Here is a 19,522-nt window from a genome sequence, read left to right on the forward strand (position 1 = left end):
TGAAACAATTCTAAATAATTCTGGAATTTCACACAGGGTATTGCTTACCTATCGTTACAAATTCCTACTGACACCTGCTATATCCGCAGTTGGCGCAGTTCTTGCAGCCCTCGCTGTTGATCAGCGAGGCGGAGCCGCACGACGGGCACAGGTCTTTTGACGTGGCGCTGATCGCGCTCGTGCTGTGACCCTGGCCGCCGCCCTCATGGCTGCTAGGCGCAGCCGTTGGTGCTGGCGAATCCAGCACCTCGCTCGTCGCGGTCACGTAGTTCCGCGCGTCGTCTTGCTCGTTCATCACTTCGTCATGCTGCTCGAGCGCTTTGGCCACTGCGTCTGCGATCGACTCGACGCGGTTGTTGCCGAAGCCAATGGCGCCGGAGCCGCCAATGCCTTTGAGATGCTTGATCAGCAGCTTCACTTTATCGCCGTGATCGCCGTAACGCAAGAACAAGGAGCAAACGCGACCGAGCGCTTCGGACATCGCGAAGACATCGGATCCTGCTTTACCCACATTCAAGAAAATCTCGCTTGGCGAGCCGTTCATGTCATTGATGGTAATGTATGCCATGCCGAATGGCGTATTCACTTTATACGTAGCACCGCGCAGGATTTGCGGACGGCGTTTGTACTGCTTGTCGAAGACTTGCTCCGTTTTGGCATCCACGTTAACTGCCAGTTTTCCTGATAGGTTCGAGAAGCTGTCCTCATCCTTTGTTGCCACCGCAGCAGCAGTCACAGTTTCAGCCACTGACTGCGTCTCAGCTTTCTTCTCGTCATTCTTATCATCACCTGCACTCGTGCTCAATACTTGCACATCGCGGCTTCCGTCGCGGTAGATCGTCACGCCTTTACAGCCAAGATCGAAAGCCAATTCGTACAGACGCTTTGTTTCTTCAACGGTAAAATCTGAAGGACAGTTCGCCGTTTTGGAGATAGAGCTGTCCACCCATGTTTGGATCGCCGCTTGCGCACGGATATGATCTTCCGCAGTCAAGGACATTGCCGTAACGAAGTAGTCAGGCAATTCTTGATCCGGATGCTGATCTTTCCACTCTTGAGCGATCGGCACGTATTGCTTGTCAAAGCCCAGTCGGCTTTGGCGATAATATTCGAATGCGAAGTAAGGCTCGATACCGGTGGAGGTACCTACCATCGTCCCGGTACTGCCCGTAGGCGCTTGCGTAATCACCGTTACGTTGCGCATGCCGTTCTTTTGAATGGCTGCGCCGACTTCCGGATACACCTTCGTCATGTTTTTCATAAACCCGCTTTGCAGGAATTTATCTGCGACAAACTCTTTAAAAGAGCCTTTCTCAGCAGCAATCTCAGCGGAAGCCAGGTAAGCTTCTTTGGCGATAAAGCCATAGATTTTATCCAAGAACTGCAGAGACTCTGGGCTGCCATAGCGAATTTTCAGCTTGATCATCAGCTCCGCCAGACCCATGGAACCAAGTCCTACACGGCGCTCAGCTTGCTGATTCAGGCGGTTTTCTTCAAAATGGTAAGGCGTCTTATCAATAACGTTATCGAGAAAACGAGTGGAATAACGAACGACTTTGGCCAAATCCGCCCAGTCCACATCATGCTTCTCAGCATCATAGAACTTGGAAAGATTAATCGCCGACAAGTTACATACGCCCCAAGCAGGAAGACCTTGCTCCCCGCAAGGATTGGTGCAAATGATTGGATTGAAGTACCAGCTGTTGGACATTTGATTGTAGTATTCCATGAAAACGACGCCAGGTTCGGCAGACTTCCAAGCGGATTCAATAATCGTATGCCAAACTTCGCGCGCACGCACGGTGCGGTAAGGCTTCACTGCTTTTCCGAACTTTTTCCATGCATCCAAATTTCCGTCCCATTTATCGTTATAATCAGGATCCGTCGTATCCGGGAATACAAGTTCCCAGTCCAAATCTTCCTTAACGGCTTTCATGAAACCGTTGCTGACACAAACGGATAAGTTCGCATTTGTAATCTGGCCCATGGTCGACTTCACGGTGATGAAATCTACAAGATCCGGATGCCAGTCGTTGATCATCAGCATAAGCGCACCGCGACGGCTCCCGCCTTGCTCAATCAACCCTGTCGTGTAGCTAAACAAGCCGCCCCAGGAAACGGCACCGCTTGAAGACCCGTTCACACCTTTCACGATGGAACGGCGAGGGCGAAGCGAAGATAAGTTAATCCCAACGCCGCCGCCGCGAGACATAATCTCCGTCATTTCGCTCAAAGTGCTCATAATTCCGCCACGGCTATCATGAGGTGATGGAATGACGTAACAGTTAAACAAAGTCAGCTCATCGCTTGCATCGGCTCCTGCAGCAATTCGTCCGCCTGGAACAAGCTTCCAATCATCTAAAATATATCTGAATTTCTCAGTCCATTCTTTTCTTTTCTCTGGAGTCGTTTCAACGGAAGCCATCGCTCCGGCGAGACGGTCCCACATCTCATCAGGTGTCTTTTCTATATTTAACGTAAGCTTCTCTACCGAAGATTCGACAGTCTCTCCGCTTCGAGTCCGTACTGTAACGATATTGCCTTCTCGGCTAATAATCTCGCCTACTTCTTTGGCTGGGAACTTGGGATCATCCTTCGTCAGGACAAGAACGGTATCGCCAACTTTCGCATGGCTGGTATCCGCATTTTTGAGTGCATATCGATCCAAAAAGATTTTCTCGCTGAGTCCTTCCAATCGCTTCTTTTCCTGCATCATTTCCAACAACAACACCCTCCCAATAGGCTTCAAATTCAGCTGCAGCTATATAAGTGTTTGTACATGAAGTTTATGTAAAAGCACAATATATGGTGTGCGAGATTCATTATACATCACCATATGTTGTGGATCGAATGGATAACGGACCAAATTGCCCCAATAAGACAAGTTTATTTCTATATATCTATGATTTTCTTCGAAATGCTCTCTTTCTGAAGAGAATTGTTGTGATAAAATTCGACAAAATCGAAGATTCTGCGTGTGCTTATGGCGTTTGGTATCTCATAGTTTTTGCACACTTTGACGATCGATATTTCCTTTGATACCCTAGATATAGTATAACACAATATAGTTATTTTTAGAACATTTGTTCGCCGATCCGTGTCATTTAATTTGGAGGTGTTTGGTTAATGTATTTTTATAAAGACGGATTTTTAGAAAAAAAAGACCTACATATTTCACCGGACGATCGAGGTTATTATTTCGGGGATGGCGTTTATGAGGTGTTTCGCGTTTACAATGGCCGGATCTATGAACAGGAAGCCCATATGCAGCGTTTGCAAAAAAGCGCAAGCGAAGTTCGTATCGCTTTACCTTATTCCTCACAGGAAATCGAGAATATATTATCAAAGCTGGTTCATGAAAACGGAATAGTTGAAGGTACCATTTACATGCAAATCACCCGTGGTGAGGCTCCGCGCGCTCATCCTTTTCCCAAAGACGCTCAACCCGTCATGCTTGCCTATTGTACAGACGTCAAAAGGCCAACGGCGACGATCCAGAGCGGAATTCATGCAATTTCGTTTGAAGATATCCGCTGGCTTCGCTGTGATCTCAAGACGCTCAACTTGCTTCCTAATGTGATGGCCAAGCAGGCCGCTCTCGACCATGGCGTACAAGAGGTCATTTTGCACCGTAGCGGAACGGTGACAGAATGCAGCGCCTCCAATTTCATGATGGTCAAAGATCATATACTGTACACGCATCCGGCCAACAATCTGATTCTGCACGGCATCACACGCGCGGTCGTACTTCGGTTAGCCAGAGCCTTGCAAATTGATGTGAAAGAAGAACCCTTCACGCTTCAGCAGCTACAGCAAGCCGACGAAGCTTTCATCACTGGTACGACGGTCGAAGTCACACCGGTCATCCATATTGACGGAAAGCCTATCGGATCAGGTGAACCGGGTCCAATCACGCGCAAGCTGCAAAACGAATTCGAGCGAACTTTCGCTGTATAAAAAAAAGGTTGGGCAGAGTATGCATCTGCTCAACCTTTTTCGTAATAACTAACTGTATAGCATACAGCCCATCCCATGCCTCTACCGTCGTAAATTCCACTCATCCGTTCCATATTTCTCACGTACGAGCCGCTCCGTAAGCTCCGCCTCATAAGGCGATAGCTCCGCCTCCACCAGCTCAACGCCGAGCCCTGCAGCAATTTCGCGCCTAAACGCTTCTTCCACTTGCTTCAACGTAACCTCTGGCTTGCCCTGAGCCCGCAAAAGTTCGTTAATGGCAACAGCTTTTTTCAGAAAGCTCTGTTTCATCCGATCAGCCACTTTTTCGTTAGAGAATCGCAGCATACGGAACAACTGATCCGTATCCATATCAAGTAAAATAGAGCCATGCTGCAGCACCACATCCTTCTGGCGCACCTGTGCGCTGCCGGCGACTTTGCGCCCTTCAACCACGAGCTCGTACCACGAAGGAGAGTCAAAGCAGGCTGCCGAGCCTGCGGATGCGTACTTTTCCTTCTCTTCATCACTCGCAAGCTGTACCATCTCGGCGCCAAGTCCAAGCGCTCGAAAGCCTTGCAATAGCCCTTCGCTCAGCACGCGGTAGGCTTCCGTTACATTTCGCGGAATCCCCGGGTAGTTCTCGGCTACGATAATGCTGTACGTCAGCTCCTTGTCGTGGAGCACAGCTCTGCCCCCTGTCGGACGCCGAACAAACCCGATCCCCTCTCTCATAACCGCTTCCTGATCCACCTCCTGCGCCTTTTGGAAATAACCGATCGACAGCGTCGCCGGATTCCAGCCATAGAAGCGTACTGTCGGCGGAACCAATCCCTCGCTATGCGCAGTCAGTATCGCTTCGTCAATTGCCATATTTTCAGCAGGAGAACGATCTCCTGTATGTATAAATCGCCATGCTGTCATTATGCAAAGTCACCCTCTCCTCGTTCAATCCGTAGACAAGCTTTATCATAACATAAAATGGCGTCCGCTTTCTAAGCAGGAGAACGGCCGTAAATTCCCGCGAGGCGATCCAGCCTCAGCTTTAGTGCGGAAAAACCTGCTTAAATCCGCAGTACCGCACGGATCCGTTCTGTAAGTCGGATAAACCGAATTAGCTTTGCGATTTCAGGCCTCACAGGCAACTACGCATACTTTAATTCGGAAAAATCGAACTAGAGCAACAGTTTTGCGGCGTCAGTGCCAGTTAAGTCGGAAAAATCGAATTAAAGATCAGCTACTGAAATCTTATCACTACTTGCTGCCCCTTTACATCCAATCGCCCGTGGAAAAGTTATGAAAGCCCCCATAATGGATATACTAACACGTATTCAGAAGATCAGCTTATGCTTACGATGCCAGCTTTCCTAACGGAAAGCTTAGCTTATGCTTACAATGCAAGTTTTGCTAACGCAAAACACAGCTTATGCTTACGATGCCAGCTTTCCTAACGGAAAGCTTTTAGGAGGCTCATCTATGCGTCAACATGAACAGCAAGAGAACATTCGCCCCATTCATCATCACCTTCATATGCATTTTGACCGGGAGTGGTTTACCGAGCTGGATCATCGTGTGCGCGGAGGAGGTCCTTGGGATGACTGGACGCTGTACCAGCTTGCTTATGAATCTGAAGAGTCCGGGCTCATTTCGAGCTTTGACGAAATGCAGTGCCTCGTCCATCTCGGGCAGCTGGAACCGATGCCGCATCAGCTTGATACGGCAAAACGCGTGCTGAATGAGATGCGCGGTCGCGCCATTTTGGCCGATGAAGTCGGACTCGGGAAAACGATTGAAGCCGGGCTTATTTTAAAAGAATACATGATCCGCGGACTCGTCCGTAAAACGCTTATTCTTGTTCCCGCTTCCCTCGTGCTCCAGTGGGTAAGGGAGCTGAACACGAAGTTCGGCATTCCCGCCGTCGCACAGAAGAAGGCATACATGTGGCAGCAAAGCGACGTCATCGTAGCTTCAATGGACACGGCCAAGCGTGATCCCCATCGGGAGATTGTCATGGGATTGGAATATGATATGCTGATCGTCGACGAGGCACACAAGCTAAAGAACAAGAAGACGACCAATTACACGTTCGTGAATGAGCTGCGCAAAAAATATTGCCTACTGCTCACCGCCACCCCGGTGCAGAACGATTTGAAAGAGTTGTACAACCTCATTACCCTGCTGAAACCGGGTCAACTTGGCGTCCAAAGCAGCTTCAAAACGAACTATGTGGTCGGCAAACGAATCGCTAAAAATGAAGTCATGCTCCAGCAGGAGCTCTCCAAAGTCATGATTCGCAACCGACGCGGAGACGGGGGCGTTCATTATACGAAACGCGTCGTCAAAAATATTCCGCTCACACTCTCCCCCGACGAGCAAGCGCTCTACGACGGCGTGACGGATTTCGTACGCACCCGCTATCAGGAAAGTCCGGGCGATCTTACCAGCATGTTGTCCCTGATCACGCTTCAGCGCGAGGTATGCAGCTCCCGGGATGCGGTATTCATTACGCTTGTCAATTTGTTTAAGAAAACGGCGGAAGACTCCCCGATGCGGGCTAAGATTTGGGAGCTCGTCGAATTGATCCGAGGCATTAAAGCGAACACCAAAGCAGAGAAAACGATGCAGCTTGTGCAGGAAATTAATGATAAAGTCATCATTTTCACCGAGTATCGCGCTTCCCAGGAGTATTTGCTGAACTACTTGAAAGAACGCAAAATCAGCGCAGTGCCTTATCGTGGCGGCATGAACCGGGGAAAAAAGGATTGGATGATGGATTTATTCCGCAATCGCGCGCAAGTGCTTGTTGCTACGGAGGCTGGAGGGGAAGGCATCAATCTGCAGTTTTGCCACAATATGATCAATTTCGATTTGCCGTGGAACCCGATGCGCGTGGAACAACGAATTGGCCGTGTCCACAGGCTTGGACAAACTCATGACGTAAACATCTATAACTTGTCCACGACCAATACGATAGAGGAACATATTCTGTCGCTGCTGCACGAAAAAATCAATATGTTCGAAATGGTCATCGGTGAGCTCGATACGATTCTTGAGCGAATTGAGAAGAAAGGCTCCCTTGAGTCCTCCTTATTCCGTATGGTCATGGAATCCCGCTCTCAAGAAGATATTCGCAGGAAGCTCGACGAGATCGGCGATACCTTCTCGGAAGTTCAGGCTGAGATTGCTCAAGAACCGCCTCAAGGCGCCGAATTTCGAACCATTCTCGATGCCGCCTACGGTGGACAAGGTATTGAGGTAAGGACATGAATAAACGGAACATTCATACTTTCGTCATGCGCTTCCTCGAAGCTTTCGACTGCACCATTCTTGAAAAAACACCAACCTATGTGACCGCCAAGCTCTCTCCTGAAGCGGATAAAGAGATGACCGGCCGCCCGTATTATTGGAGTTTCGTAGAACGCACTGGAACGGCTCCGGAGACGATGACCTATAAGTTTGTTTTCGATCCTGAGCAATTGAAAGCGGAAGCAAAGCCGAAAGCTGCAGCCATAGCCGTCAAACCGTCTGCGGCAACTAACAGCACAAGCCCGGGCACGACTGCGGGCAACGCTCCGAGTCAACCGACACTAGCGCAGGACAGCAGTTCGGACAGTATCCTTGGCCGTTATTTTGGCTTCGTTCCAACAACGGTCACGGCTCGCGTTCCGCAGGATGAGGTCACGTTCGGCAGTCGCCGGCTGGAACAAATCTTCGGCATCGTTCGCGCGCGGGGCCGCTTCGTTCATTTATTCGAAGAACCCTTCCCTATGGGAGCATCCATGCATCATACTCTCGTCTATGATACTTGGTTCTGTGTCAACTACAAGGTCGAGCTGGCTTGCGACCGCAAACGAAGCGAGATTCATTCCCTTGCGATTCAGCTGAACAACGGCGAAATCCGGGAGCATTTTCATAAGTATTTGTTGACCAAGAGTTTATCTCCCAAGCTGCCGGCGAACAGCCACATTCTTCCCGATATGATCTCGTTGCCGAAAGCCATAAATGCCCTTGAAATGACATTAGAGCGCAAAATCAGCGCGTATAACCACAGTTGGGCGGATGAAGCCAATGAGCAGCACCGCAGCGAAATTAATCGTGTCGAAGCCTATTATAACGGGCTTTTATTGAGCGTCGAGCCGGACAAAAGGAATGAAATCGAAGCCCAATGCCGTAATCGGCTGCAGGAGATAGACTGGCAGTATAAGCCGCGAATCGTGGTTTCTGTCATCAATTGCGGTCTGTTCCACTTGAACTCGGGCCGAGCAACCAGAAACTGACGCGAGTCGCTAAAACTTCGCAAATCTGCCGCTACAGGTTCTAACATTCTTTTTAAGACAATAGAATTACAATAGAAACATACAAATGAGAGGTTCTAGATTGGTAGGTGATTCCATGTTGAAAAAGTGGACGACCTGGTCAATGGCATGTTTGATCAGTTTAAGTACTTTCGTGAGCATACCTATTCATATTTCCGCCGTTGATGACGCAAAGCGGACAAGCCTTGTTCAACCGCCATCTGAGACTGTTGCCGTGGCCATTACGAAACCCGCTATCAATACGCGCAGCGAACTGCCTTTGGCAGACTCCGTAAATAAGTGGAAGCTCGCTTTATCCCGTGAACAGGGCTTTGAGAACTGGCAGCAGGCCGCATGGCACAGCTATCCGCTCGGTCCGGGAACGCACGGATGGGTGATTATTCTCGGTGAGCAGGGGCACGAAGTCGGCTATATGATTGTGCATGCGGCAGAAGACGGCTCATTCCGATTGACCGAATTTGGAACCGGCGACAGTCCTTTATTCAGCCTCACGACGCTGTATCGTTCTTTGGTACAGCAGGAACTCATTTCCGATACTACATCATTCACCGATTTCATCCGCAATGACGCCATCATCAAAGAACGTTTATATATGGATTCGCTTACAGCCATTTGGAAAATTTCGATTGGAGACGAGTCCTACTATCTGGATGCAAAATCCGGTGAACTGCTGCCGCTCGATCACGATCCAACGGCCAAGCTCGCATACACACATGTAAGCGGAACTGAATTATCGGGCAGCGTTAATGACCTCACACTGCCTGCCTTTGACCCTTATGAGCGTCTCCCTTGGGTGCAAGGCAAACCGCTTCACGTAGTAAACCTGAATGAGCTCAAAGGAGCGTTGAAGCAAAAAAACAAACTGACTTATGTGACTGAACTTTATGACAACCAAGTAACATTGCCGCTTGCAGTAATCGGATATAAGCAATGGGGCCATGGCGAGCCTTATCTCGCTGTTGATCACGTAGGGCCGCGATATGTGCTTTTGAAGGAAGCGCTGGAGCAAGGTAATGTCTATCCTTAAATTAAAGCCTTAGACCGAATCATGAAGGTCTAAGGCTTTATCTTTTACTTCCACTCAAAACCGATCGCCCGCAGAAAAGCATTCGCCAAAACCGTATGCCCCACGTTATTAGGATGCACCCGATCCCATGCAATGTATGCCGGGTAGTATTCTTTGAGCACTGGCTCAAAAGCAGCTTGCGTATCTACGAACACCGATCCGGTTCCCTCAGCTATTCGTTTCACAACCTGACCATATTGATCCATCTTTTGCCGCATGGCATCTTGCGGATTCGGTTCAATGTAGAATGGAGTCATCAACACAATGCCTTTGACACTAGGCTTTGTCTGCTCAACAAGCTCTAGCAGAGTACGTTCATAAGTTGCGATATCTACGTGTGTCTCGGTGATTTTGGGGGAGTCAAACTGTCTCCAGACGTCATTGATCCCAATCATGACAGACAACCAGTCCGGCTTTAGGTCCAATACATCCGTCTGCCATCTGTCTTTTAGATGCAGGACTGTATTTCCGCTTGTCCCGACATTCACTGTCCGAATTTGCAGTTCCGGGTAGGAAGTGTTCAGATGACCATCCACTAAAGATACATATCCTTTGCCCAGCGCTCCGAAAAGTCCTTCGCCAATCGGTCTTGCGCGCTCACAATCGGTAACGGAATCCCCTATCATAACCAGCTTATCGTTTTTTTGCAGTTTCATTTTTCGTCTCCCCTTCCAATTTAAATCCATAATATTGTATTCGATGATAGCAACAAAAAACCTCCTAAGGAGGTGAAGGGTAACGAGCTTTACCCAAACAACCTTAGGAGGTATGATTCATTTTTTTATTTTTGTTCGTTCAATGAGCATTCGAGTCGCCAGGGGCAGCATGCCAAACCATCGCGTTTGCCAGCTTTCCCTTTGTTCTTTCATGTTCGCTTTAGCCTGTTTGCGAACATCTTTGGGCGTCTCGATATAGGTGATGACCTGCTGGGTTATGAACTTCACCAGTTCATCGCTTTTCGCCATACTTCCACCTGCCTTCCCTCCCTATTTTATCCATATAGGATCATGCCTAAACGGAATAGACAGGCGGAAGAAGTTGATTTACACGACTTTGCCGCCGCTTTCGGTCACGATTTTATCAGCAAACGATTTAATCGTCCCGCAACCGAGCAGCATTGGCTTATTGACACATTGCAGTAATAAGGTTTGACCGTTCGTATCCCAAGCATACTGAAAACCGACACTCATCCCTGCGACCGTAATCGTGAACTTCCCTGAAGCCGCGTTCGGAATCGTGAAGCCTTGTCTTCTTCCTACATTTTGCAAGCTTTTAAAGACCGAAGACGTTATCCCTCTATACGTCCAAGTGCTGCATGCCGCCACCAGGTCATCTCCTCTCTACTTGGATATGATCATTAAATTGTATGTGGCGAGTGAGGAAATCGTGCTTGTTTCGCTTTATAAATCCATTAGCTTCTATTCTTGTTTTCCCCGCATATACTAGAACAAATAGAGAGAAAGAGGTGCTTGCAAGAATGTGGAAACGGATGCTCAAAACCGAGCTCCTCGAGATCCGGATGGACGAGTCCAATCGACTGTTTGAGGTTCAATTATACGGGAACATAGAGGATACAATCCCTGTTGTACGGCTAGGCCATGCTGATCTTATCGAGCTGATGCATACATTACTGGAAATTAACCGGACTTTTCGCGGAGACTTGCCATACTATGCTGCCGGAGAAAAGAGTGAACAATCTACTCATAGTTTCATAGATAGGCAAAATCAACCGAAATTGCCTGTCAGCGCAGAAAAAAGCACCTCCGCTTCGATGCACGCATAATCGTGTATCGAAGCGGAGGTGCTTCCTTTTCTAGTTTGTATCTATTCTTTTAGTCTCTGTTCAAGCCAACGATGGAGGCCAGAAAACGAAGAATGTAAAGGAACAGATTGATGAAATCGAGATAAATGTTCAATGCAGCAAGCGGCACTTCTTCTGAAGCGACACCGTCACGGTATTGAGCTACATCATAGAGAACCCAACCGCTGAAAATAAGAATACCGATTAGTGACCAGACCAGATTCATCACAGAGCCGAAGGAAACGAACAAAGAAATTAAGCTCATCAGAACAAGCCCGATCGTGCCTGCGAACAAGAAGCCGCCTAGAAAGCTAAAATCGCGTTTGGAGCGGTGAGCGTAAAAGGCAAGTCCTCCAAAAATGGCTGCAGTCGCAAAGAACGCTCCCGATACGACATTTGCACCAAGCAATCCGCCATAATTCATAATGACCGGATACAACGTGACCCCCGAGATCGCTGTAAAAGCATACAGGAATCCATACCCGATATGTTTGCCGCGAATCCTGATCACTATAGCTGCTACCAACATAACCAATTCAGCTACGACGAAAAGCATAATCATTGACGGCGGAACGACGATAGCACCGATCAGCGTTCCCAAAAAGGAAACCAGAAGCGAAATCGCAAACGTCTGAAGCACATGGGCAAAGCTGCCCTGATGTGAAACCGTAACGGTTCTTTCCATGGAAATTTCATCCCCTTTTGAAAATAAGTACAATCTTATATTATGTATTATACTCAACTTTCATGTAAGCTGCCAGATTGTATTGCATCGGACTTCGGCTCTCAATAGCTCACTGCATCCATCAAGGATACAGTGAGCTATTTCATGATTAAGCATTAGCAGCAGATGGTGCTGATATCCCGTGTGACCCATTTTCTGCCTAAAGGTGTTCGGTAGAATATGCGTTCAATAATTGCGAACAACGAATTCGTTGTCCAATAAAGCCCAATAGCAACAGGAGCCGTCCAAATGATAACTGACATGATAATAACCATGATCAGAGGCAATGTCATTCGAGTCAACAACGACCCCGTTACGGCGACTTCATTCGTGAGCGGAAGTATCATGCTGATGAAAGTAACAACCGCATATAGAAGTGGCACAACATGAAGCGGATCACTTACTCCGAGCGTGGCAACCCATGGTACTAGATGACTCGTCATCGTCATACCATGCTCCGTGAAAACGCGGTATAGGCCAAAGAATAGCGGGGCTTGCAGCAAAGAAACCGTGATCAAAGACATCGGTTTGACGCCGAATTGTTGGTATGCCTTACTTGTCTCTTGCAGAAGCTTCATCTGGTCGTGCGCGAATTTGTGTTTGATCTCAGCTAGTAGAGGCTGCATCTTCGATTGGCGGATCATCTGCCTTGCTGTTCGCAGATTAAAAGGAAATAGCAGCACCCTGACCAGCAGGGTCAGCAGAATAATGGCGAGGCCCCAGTCTAATGTCATACTGTGAAACCAAGATAAACCAGTGAACAAAAGCTTTATGATAGGTTGAAATATCGAATCCATTTCTCCAATTCCTCCTCGTATTCATGAGCATCGTTTGATCATTTTCATGAAAACGTAAGGAATCTGCTTCTTCATCCTTCTGTCCTTGCAAAGCTTTACGTGCGGGTATTTTTCTTCGAACCCTGAGCAAACAAGGACTTGTTGCTTGGCTGTTCCATGCAGCCGGGAGTTGTATAACCGAAATATCCGTATGTCGAATCGGCGGCACCGGATGAATGGCGCCATAATATCCGATAATCAAACTGCTCAGACCTAGCAGTAAGACGACCACCGACCAATCAAATGAACCTTCCAACCGGTTACCACCTCCTTAATTTAAAATACGTTGATTTAAAGTAACGGTTTCATATCGAATACATAAGAAAGTCCCCGGTACGAAAAGCATAACCTGAAAAACATCTTTGCGGTCTTGCTCATCACATATAAATTCTTATATGTGAAAAAGACCATGATACCTACGAAAGTAGATGTCATGGTCTTTTTTATGATGCGGTCGAGAGGACTCGAACCTCCACGGGGGGTTAGCCCACACGGACCTGAACCGTGCGCGTCTGCCAATTCCGCCACGACCGCAAGCTGCCGATTGAACAAGTTCATTTAGCGGCGACAAAAAACAATATATCACGGAATCACATTCAAGTCAACGAATATTTACAACCTTCGTATAGATATCGAGCAATATCCGAAAGCTAAACCCAAAAGGAGGAATAACCATTGGATCAAAAAGAAATTGACGAATTAGAGCCGAAATATACCGGTAACCAGCGGGATCTGACTGAAGGTGAAGCAGAAGCTATCGTACATGATCCGAATTATCGTAATGAGGCCGATGATGAATTAGGCATTGATCGCAGTATAGCAAACGGTTTAGCATACGGTATTTTCCGCAGAACCTGAATAAGACGTCTATGATTAATTATCGAGAGCTTTACTGACCGGATCGAAGTCAGTAAGGCTTTTTTCCATATAAACGTCCTGAAGCCACGGTAGCATCATACACAGTTCTTCCAATCAAATATCCTAGTTGAGTAGCTGTACCTGCATACTTATACAAGCGTCCACGACCCGTCGCGGCAATGAGAACGGCATCTGTCGTTGTACCTGTGGCCGGCAAACCATCCACTTGAACATCCATATCTTGGAGCGCAGCCACCTTTGCTTCTGTAGCGGTTATCACCGCATTGACCATGGCTGCATCCGTTAAGCAACCATTGATGACTACGATACTATTAATCGTCCCCGGAAATAAAGATGATGCAGACAGCCTAGCGCCTGCTCTCGCCTTGTTCCCAAGTCCAACTGTGACCCAAGCCGTTACTTGAAGCTTCTCTCGCAACGGATCTCCAGCTTCTAAATCATCCGTTACCCAGCTTAATGAGCTGGTTCCTACATCTCTCACCTTCGCCGCTGTAAGCATGCCCGCTGTTTCAGAAGGGTCTAACCCCTCACTTAGGATGAATTTATTCATCTCGGCTATAGGATCGGATTCATTATAATGCTTGTTCACTTGGCGGTTCATCAGACCCGTATATGTACCAAAGCCGCCGCCACAAGGCGATGAATTCAAGGTTTTAAGCGGAGTCTTGCTTTTAATTAGCATATATTCGCCTTGTTGTGAGACAATCCGTTCCATCGTGATTCCTTGAATTTGCATATCAGTCAAGCCGCACACTCCTTATCGTGGTCGAATCCCACGATCCTCATTCATCCTCATCCGAGTAAGGTTCCACAGGTTCTTGAGGAAGCATAAATTCAGGCGGTCTTTCATCGCCGAATGGTTGGTAGACATAGGCGCGGGAGAGCTTGACGACTCTGCGATTTTTTTTACGAATCAGCACACTCTCATCGTCCCATGCGACAACAATACCTCTGATATCGTTCGTAGGGTTAACGTCCCGAATAACGCGTAATAACGTGCTTTCTATACGATAAGTATCTAATTGTTCTTCAGTTATCATAATTTGCCTCCTATTGTAGGGATCATCTGGAAAAAACTTATCCCCTCTAGCATACACAAATTTCTTAAGAGTTCAAATTACATAAAAAGTTGCTTTAGAGGTTACCTTATTTGTAATGAGCGCAAAATCCGATAATCAAGGGGAAGCTCGAAATGTGGATAAGAAAAAATATTACATCTCTGTAGGTAGCGGAAGTGCTGGAAAGCAAAGAAGATTCGAATTACGAGTTTGAGAAATAAAAAAAGGCCATGAATCCAAAAAGGATTCATTGGCCTTTTTATTATATTGGAATGCGATTAGCTTACATGCTCCTTGGAATCGTTCGTTTCGAACCAAAAATCAAGCACTTTGCTGGACATTACACGTTTTTGAATATATTCCACTTGAGCCGCGGAGAATTGCTGCTCCCACTCCATCGAAAGCTCCGTGCAAAGCTTCACTATGGTCAACAGTTCAGACCAAGCGACATAGCGTTTGTACCAAAAAAATTGAGGGTGTTCAATCATATAGGGATAGAGGTCATCAAACTCTGTATGCTTACAATCAAGAGCACGTTCAAAGTGAGTTTTCGCTTCTCCCAGCTTTGTCATAAAATATTCAGCAGAACCATTTTCAATACCCACAGATGTCAGCCTCCTCTCTTACCATGTAATCATTATAAAGGAAAAATCGTTTTCAGGGAAGGCGTAGAGCAGATGAAAAATCAGTCAAAAGTGATTTGTCCATTTGCGAGCGAGGCAATGCGCGCCAAAGATTCCACGCGAATGCCGCGTTCGCGGATCGATTTGCCGCCAGCTTGAAACAACTTTTCCACAACGATACCGCATCCTACCAGCTCTGCTTCTGCTTTTTCAATAATGCGTATTAAGCCGCGAGCCGCATCACCGTTGGCGATAAAATCATCGATAAGCAGGATGCGCTCCCCTTTTTTCAATAAATGCGAGGAAACCATTATGTCCGTAACAATGCCTTTGGTAAATGAAGGAACGCGCTCGCTGTATGTGTCTTGATCCATGGTAAGCGTCTTTTTACGACGGGCGAATACCATAGGAACGCCAAGATGCAAAGCCGTTGCGAAAGCAATAGGAATGCCTGAAGACTCAACCGTCAACACTTTGTCAGGTTTGCTCTCTCCGAACAATCTGGCAAATTCCTTGCCCATCTCCATGATAAGCACCGGATCCACCTGATGATTCAGAATGGCGTCCAGCTTGAGAACTTGGTCCGATACGACGACACCCACTTCTAAGATCCGCTGCTTCAATAATTCCATTTTGATGACCTCCTAAAAGTTTTCCTAGAGAAAACTTACATCGTAAGCATATGCTCTTTGTATTATGAGTAAGTTACCATATTGATCAAGTAGGTTTCAAGTCCCAATTTACACACTTAGGTCTTTTGGCTTGAAACTTTTATGGGCAACATAGTGTCTAACATTATGAAAGACTTCAAAAGGATTAGTTACACCATGAAAGTTGCGTCTTGAAAATGATAATCGTTCATTTTCACAAAAAATGCCAATATTTGCTCACATTTGAGCATTGAGATTGACAACCAGAAAGCATTATGATTAGTAATGTTGCGTTTTATATTAGAAGTTATTCGGCAGAAAGGAAGATGACGATGAACAAATCTATAAAATTAATCGTTCTTGGCTGTGTGCCGGTTGCATTCGCTTCTCTTCTGGTAGCTGGTTGCCAAAAGTCATCTGTTCCTTTCGCACAGCCTCCAATAGAATCACCTGCACATATGCAGCCAACCGTATATCCAAGCGCGACTCCGGTCGCTGTATCACCCGCTCCAACGCCTACGGCAACACCGGTAGACGCATCAAAGCATGAGGCCCAAGTCGCAGGAAGTTCCAAATCGGACTTCTCCGATATCCCGCAAACCGCGGCGAGCACAAAACCTACTGCCAAACCAAAGGTCAAAGCAGAGGATGCATACCAGCAAGAGAAGCCGACGTTAATGGGCTTGAAACTGGGCACGTTGAAGAACGATGTTTTGGATCGTTTCGGTAAAGCAAAGAAACAATTCATCATGGACGAGGATGATGATGCAATCGATGTCTATGATTATACTGATTTTTCGGTAGGCTTTAACAAACAAAATACGCTTGAATTCGTAGACGTCCATTCTGTCGATATAGATCCTGGTCTGCGCGGCCTGAGACTCGGCCAAAAGGCGCAAGACGCGATTACGATTTTGGGAAAACCGGATTCGAATACAACCTATGTCCTTTCTTACAAAGCGCAGGGCACCATTCTCAAAATTGATATCGATCCTAAAGAGAGTACAATCCAATCCATCAAGCTGTTCGCTGATCACTAATGCGAAATTCATAACCCGCCATAAACAGAAGACCATGAAAATCTCCAAAAGGCCGGAGACAATCATGGTCTTATTTGTATCTAATGAACAGCTTTACGTTTCCTAATGCGTAAGTAGATGAGGATTCCTACGATAGCAACGATCGCCAGAATAGCAAAACTTATGCCCATATACTTATGAATAAGTTTAAACAACCCTTCCAAATTGCGGCCTATAAAATGACCCAATGTCAAAAAAGTTGTACACCATAGCAGCGCACCTGTACCTGCATAAAACAGATATTTAAAAAATTTAACCCCGCTAACGCCTGATAAATAACAAGTAAAGTGACGAACGCCCGGCACAAAATAACCAAAAAAAACCGCCCAAAGCCCGTACTTTTTAAACCAGCCTTCGGCTCTCTCAATTCGGCTTGGTGTGAGTTTAAACCATTTTCCATATCGATACAGGAACGGTTTACCTACGCGATGCCCTAGATAATAACTAACGATCATCCCCGTCATCGTTCCCGCGTAAATGACAATCAACGCCGTTGTGTAATTAAAAGGGCCGCCGGGAGCGGTTAAAGACCCGACAAACGCCATAAGTGTCTCGTCAGGAACGGGTACGCCAATAATACCGGCTGATAGTAAAATGTACAACGCGATATATCCATAATGATTAATAAAATCATAAAGTGCTTCCTGCACGTAAGACACACTCCCAAATCAACGTAATCCTGTCAATCCATTTTACAAGATGAAAAACGCTTGCCCCAACTTCCTGTCATGAGCTTGTCAACGAGAACATACCTTGTACTATATCAAACGACGGAGTGAGGGGCAATATATGAGAACAGGATCACAGATCGTCCGCGTCGCTTTTACTTATATCGGTACGATCGTCGGAGCAGGGTTTGCTTCCGGTCAGGAGATCCTGCAATTTTTCACACGTTACGGCTGGATGGCGACGTTTACGATCGCCCTTTCCAGCATGCTGTTCGTTTGGATTGGGATCAAGCTTATGCTGATGGCTCACGATCTCAAAGCTGAATCCTATGAGGATTTAAATAAAGCGCTATTCGGCAAAAAAATAGGCGACTGGATCAGTCTGTTTACGATGGTCGTACTATTCGGCATTACGACCGTCATGCTTGCCGGAGGCGGAACCGTCTTTGAAGAACAGCTACACCTCTCGTATCAGACGGGTTTGCTGGTTACTTTAGTACTGGCCTACCTCGTATTGTCCCGTGGAATCGGAGCGATCATGACCGTCAATTCCGTCGTCGTGCCTATCATGCTGTTGTTCAGTTTGGTCATTGTCATCTACACCTGGCACTCGCCTGCATCGGGTAATTGGCTGCGGATCACAAGCGACTACCCGATTGCCAAAATCTGGTTTGCTCCATTCCTTTATACCGCCTTCAACCTGGCTATGGCTCAAGCCGTGCTCGTTCCCATGGGAGCGACCATCAAGAATCGTTCCGTGCTCTACTGGGGAGGGTTGGCTGGCGGTGTAGGGATCGGACTCCTTCTTCTATCCGCCCACTATGCGCTATCCGCACAAATGCCAGGTATCTCACAATTCGAAATTCCAATGGGAAATATCATCACTCGGCTGGGCTCCATCCCTCAGATCGCTTATTTACTGGTCATTTACGGCGAAATCTTCACCACGTTCATCGCAGATGCTTACGGCTTGTCCCTTCAACTGCAGCAGCGTACCAAGCTTCATCCGAAAGTACTGTTAATCATCATTCTTGCCCTAAGCTATCTCGTCAGTCAAATCGGCTTCAAGTCATTGCTGTCGGCATTGTATCCTTTATTCGGCTTGATCAGTACGATTTGGCTCGTTCTGATGATTTGGCGCAATCGCAGTCGTGTAGTGTAACGCCTTGGATCGAACAAATCCAAGTACGATGATTAGACGAACAAACATCAGCAGCATTCCCATCGCTGATAAGATCATACCAGTTAACAAATAAGAAAAATGAAAGCTCTCCAACGCCGTTTTATCACGCAGAACAGCTAATAATTCCGCTAGCAGCAGCAACTGTCCGAACACGAATACGCCAACTACAGCATAGTCCATCAAAGTCCATCTTGAGAAATACGCAGCTGCGATCTCCACTTGACTGGTAGGCTTAGGCGCCGCCACTTGCTGCTTCCATAGCTGATGTACCATCCAAGCCGTGTATACCGCAATACCAGTAACAAAGAGGCCTAACAAGCCCCCTGCGATAGCTAAAAACATATTCATTGAAGTCCCTCCTTCCTAACCCTCCTGATTCCGTCACGCACCGTAACGCAAATTGTAGACGAGAACGATGGTCAATATAAAGCATACAACGGGGAGTGCATATAAAATCGGTAATAGAACCCTGTCCGGCAGGGAAGGAGCAGCTCGCCACAGGAGCCGCAATCGCTTCTCACCAATCGGAATTGCCATTTCTTCAAGACCCTCGGCTTTGCCGAGACTTTGTATGGATGCCTTTTCATTCCATTCGATTTTACCCTTTTTCCAACCGACCTGATAGGTAATTTCGCGATATTCTTTCTTCTTCCCGCTTCCTGGTTCCATGTTCATTCCTCCTGCT

The 19,522-nt window shown here is 47.0% G+C and carries 23 protein-coding genes and 1 tRNA gene; 8 read left to right on the plus strand and 16 right to left on the minus strand.

Annotated features, from left to right (window positions below):
* Nucleotides 1–64 precede the first annotated feature (64 nt).
* The gene (locus ICC18_RS12735; protein ID WP_376745642.1) at nt 65–2,713 is read right to left on the minus strand and encodes an adenosylcobalamin-dependent ribonucleoside-diphosphate reductase; all 2,649 of its coding nucleotides are present in this window, start codon (nt 2,711–2,713) and stop codon (nt 65–67) included.
* Nucleotides 2,714–3,126: 413 nt separating this feature from the next.
* On the opposite strand from ICC18_RS12735, the gene dat reads away from it, so the two are divergent.
* Nucleotides 3,127–3,957, plus strand: coding sequence for a D-amino-acid transaminase (gene dat / locus ICC18_RS12740; protein ID WP_188174814.1), 831 nt, complete (start codon nt 3,127–3,129; stop codon nt 3,955–3,957).
* 81 nt (nt 3,958–4,038) lie between these two features.
* Here dat and lipM read toward each other — a convergent pair whose 3' ends face one another.
* Entirely contained in the window at nt 4,039–4,878 is an 840-nt protein-coding gene (lipM, locus tag ICC18_RS12745) for an octanoyltransferase LipM (protein WP_188174815.1), read from the minus strand.
* Nucleotides 4,879–5,430: 552 nt separating this feature from the next.
* On the opposite strand from lipM, the gene ICC18_RS12750 reads away from it, so the two are divergent.
* The 3 genes from ICC18_RS12750 (at nt 5,431) to ICC18_RS12760 (ending at nt 9,297) form a co-directional block, all read left to right on the plus strand.
* A complete protein-coding gene (locus ICC18_RS12750) occupies nt 5,431–7,221 on the plus strand; it encodes a DEAD/DEAH box helicase (protein ID WP_188174816.1) in 1,791 nt (596 codons plus the stop codon).
* Nucleotides 7,218–8,231 (plus strand): YqhG family protein, encoded by a 1,014-nt coding sequence (locus tag ICC18_RS12755; protein WP_188174817.1) that lies wholly within the window; start codon nt 7,218–7,220, stop codon nt 8,229–8,231. Before ICC18_RS12750 ends, ICC18_RS12755 begins: the two co-directional genes overlap by 4 nt.
* Before the next feature lie 115 nt (nt 8,232–8,346).
* Nucleotides 8,347–9,297, plus strand: a complete 951-nt coding sequence (locus tag ICC18_RS12760) for a hypothetical protein (protein ID WP_188174818.1) — start codon at nt 8,347–8,349, stop codon at nt 9,295–9,297.
* Between the two features lie 44 nt (nt 9,298–9,341).
* Here the strand turns inward: ICC18_RS12760 and ICC18_RS12765 are convergent, their stop codons facing one another.
* The 3 genes from ICC18_RS12765 to ICC18_RS12775 all read right to left on the minus strand — a co-directional run bounded on the left by ICC18_RS12765 (nt 9,342) and on the right by ICC18_RS12775 (nt 10,661).
* On the minus strand, nt 9,342–9,992 hold the full coding sequence (locus ICC18_RS12765; RefSeq protein ID WP_188174819.1) for an SGNH/GDSL hydrolase family protein: 651 nt from the start codon (nt 9,990–9,992) through the stop codon (nt 9,342–9,344).
* A 117-nt stretch (nt 9,993–10,109) separates the two neighbouring features.
* A complete protein-coding gene (locus ICC18_RS12770) occupies nt 10,110–10,301 on the minus strand; it encodes a YqzE family protein (protein ID WP_188174820.1) in 192 nt (63 codons plus the stop codon).
* A gap of 78 nt (nt 10,302–10,379) precedes the next feature.
* The gene (locus ICC18_RS12775) at nt 10,380–10,661 is read right to left on the minus strand and encodes a hypothetical protein (protein WP_188174821.1); all 282 of its coding nucleotides are present in this window, start codon (nt 10,659–10,661) and stop codon (nt 10,380–10,382) included.
* A 152-nt stretch (nt 10,662–10,813) separates the two neighbouring features.
* Between ICC18_RS12775 and ICC18_RS12780 the strand changes: the two genes are divergently transcribed.
* Nucleotides 10,814–11,119: a hypothetical protein gene (locus ICC18_RS12780; protein ID WP_188174822.1), complete on the plus strand. Its 306-nt coding sequence runs from the start codon at nt 10,814–10,816 to the stop codon at nt 11,117–11,119.
* Nucleotides 11,120–11,168: 49 nt separating this feature from the next.
* Here ICC18_RS12780 and ICC18_RS12785 read toward each other — a convergent pair whose 3' ends face one another.
* The 4 genes from ICC18_RS12785 to ICC18_RS12800 form a co-directional block, all read right to left on the minus strand.
* On the minus strand, nt 11,169–11,822 hold the full coding sequence (locus ICC18_RS12785) for a Bax inhibitor-1/YccA family protein (RefSeq protein WP_188174823.1): 654 nt from the start codon (nt 11,820–11,822) through the stop codon (nt 11,169–11,171).
* Nucleotides 11,823–11,977: 155 nt separating this feature from the next.
* On the minus strand, nt 11,978–12,595 hold the full coding sequence (locus tag ICC18_RS12790) for a YidC/Oxa1 family membrane protein insertase (RefSeq protein WP_188174824.1): 618 nt from the start codon (nt 12,593–12,595) through the stop codon (nt 11,978–11,980).
* Entirely contained in the window at nt 12,525–12,953 is a 429-nt protein-coding gene (locus ICC18_RS12795) for a hypothetical protein (RefSeq protein ID WP_188174825.1), read from the minus strand. Before ICC18_RS12795 ends, ICC18_RS12790 begins: the two co-directional genes overlap by 71 nt.
* A 193-nt stretch (nt 12,954–13,146) precedes the next feature.
* Nucleotides 13,147–13,231: transfer RNA gene (locus ICC18_RS12800), tRNA-Leu, on the minus strand.
* A gap of 141 nt (nt 13,232–13,372) precedes the next feature.
* On the opposite strand from ICC18_RS12800, the gene ICC18_RS12805 reads away from it, so the two are divergent.
* Nucleotides 13,373–13,555, plus strand: a complete 183-nt coding sequence (locus tag ICC18_RS12805) for a hypothetical protein (protein WP_188174826.1) — start codon at nt 13,373–13,375, stop codon at nt 13,553–13,555.
* A 49-nt stretch (nt 13,556–13,604) separates the two neighbouring features.
* Here ICC18_RS12805 and ICC18_RS12810 read toward each other — a convergent pair whose 3' ends face one another.
* The 4 genes from ICC18_RS12810 to ICC18_RS12825 form a co-directional block, all read right to left on the minus strand.
* Nucleotides 13,605–14,312, minus strand: a complete 708-nt coding sequence (locus ICC18_RS12810; protein WP_188175306.1) for an adenosylcobinamide amidohydrolase — start codon at nt 14,310–14,312, stop codon at nt 13,605–13,607.
* 46 nt (nt 14,313–14,358) lie between these two features.
* The gene (locus tag ICC18_RS12815; protein ID WP_188174827.1) at nt 14,359–14,616 is read right to left on the minus strand and encodes a hypothetical protein; all 258 of its coding nucleotides are present in this window, start codon (nt 14,614–14,616) and stop codon (nt 14,359–14,361) included.
* A gap of 296 nt (nt 14,617–14,912) precedes the next feature.
* Nucleotides 14,913–15,206 (minus strand): hypothetical protein, encoded by a 294-nt coding sequence (locus ICC18_RS12820; RefSeq protein ID WP_188175307.1) that lies wholly within the window; start codon nt 15,204–15,206, stop codon nt 14,913–14,915.
* A gap of 113 nt (nt 15,207–15,319) precedes the next feature.
* Nucleotides 15,320–15,889, minus strand: a complete 570-nt coding sequence (locus ICC18_RS12825; RefSeq protein ID WP_188174828.1) for a xanthine phosphoribosyltransferase — start codon at nt 15,887–15,889, stop codon at nt 15,320–15,322.
* Between the two features lie 350 nt (nt 15,890–16,239).
* Here ICC18_RS12825 and ICC18_RS12830 point away from each other — a divergent pair, with 350 nt between their 5' ends.
* Nucleotides 16,240–16,947, plus strand: coding sequence for a DUF4309 domain-containing protein (locus ICC18_RS12830; RefSeq protein ID WP_188174829.1), 708 nt, complete (start codon nt 16,240–16,242; stop codon nt 16,945–16,947).
* 80 nt (nt 16,948–17,027) lie between these two features.
* Here the strand turns inward: ICC18_RS12830 and ICC18_RS12835 are convergent, their stop codons facing one another.
* Nucleotides 17,028–17,636, minus strand: coding sequence for a DedA family protein (locus tag ICC18_RS12835; protein ID WP_188174830.1), 609 nt, complete (start codon nt 17,634–17,636; stop codon nt 17,028–17,030).
* A gap of 139 nt (nt 17,637–17,775) precedes the next feature.
* On the opposite strand from ICC18_RS12835, the gene ICC18_RS12840 reads away from it, so the two are divergent.
* A complete protein-coding gene (locus ICC18_RS12840) occupies nt 17,776–18,816 on the plus strand; it encodes a YkvI family membrane protein (RefSeq protein ID WP_188174831.1) in 1,041 nt (346 codons plus the stop codon).
* Here ICC18_RS12840 and ICC18_RS12845 read toward each other — a convergent pair.
* Together ICC18_RS12845 and ICC18_RS12850 are read right to left on the minus strand one after the other, a co-directional pair.
* Entirely contained in the window at nt 18,748–19,185 is a 438-nt protein-coding gene (locus tag ICC18_RS12845) for a hypothetical protein (protein ID WP_188174832.1), read from the minus strand. The genes ICC18_RS12840 and ICC18_RS12845 overlap by 69 nt on opposite strands.
* 33 nt (nt 19,186–19,218) lie before the next feature.
* Complete coding sequence (locus tag ICC18_RS12850) at nt 19,219–19,506, minus strand: hypothetical protein (protein WP_188174833.1); 288 nt, start codon at nt 19,504–19,506, stop codon at nt 19,219–19,221.
* Between the last annotated feature and the right edge of the window lie 16 nt (nt 19,507–19,522).

Origin of the sequence: Paenibacillus sedimenti (genome assembly GCF_014534655.1) — a bacterium.
In the GTDB taxonomy this organism is placed as follows: Bacteria; Bacillota; Bacilli; order Paenibacillales; family NBRC-103111; genus Paenibacillus_E; species Paenibacillus_E sedimenti.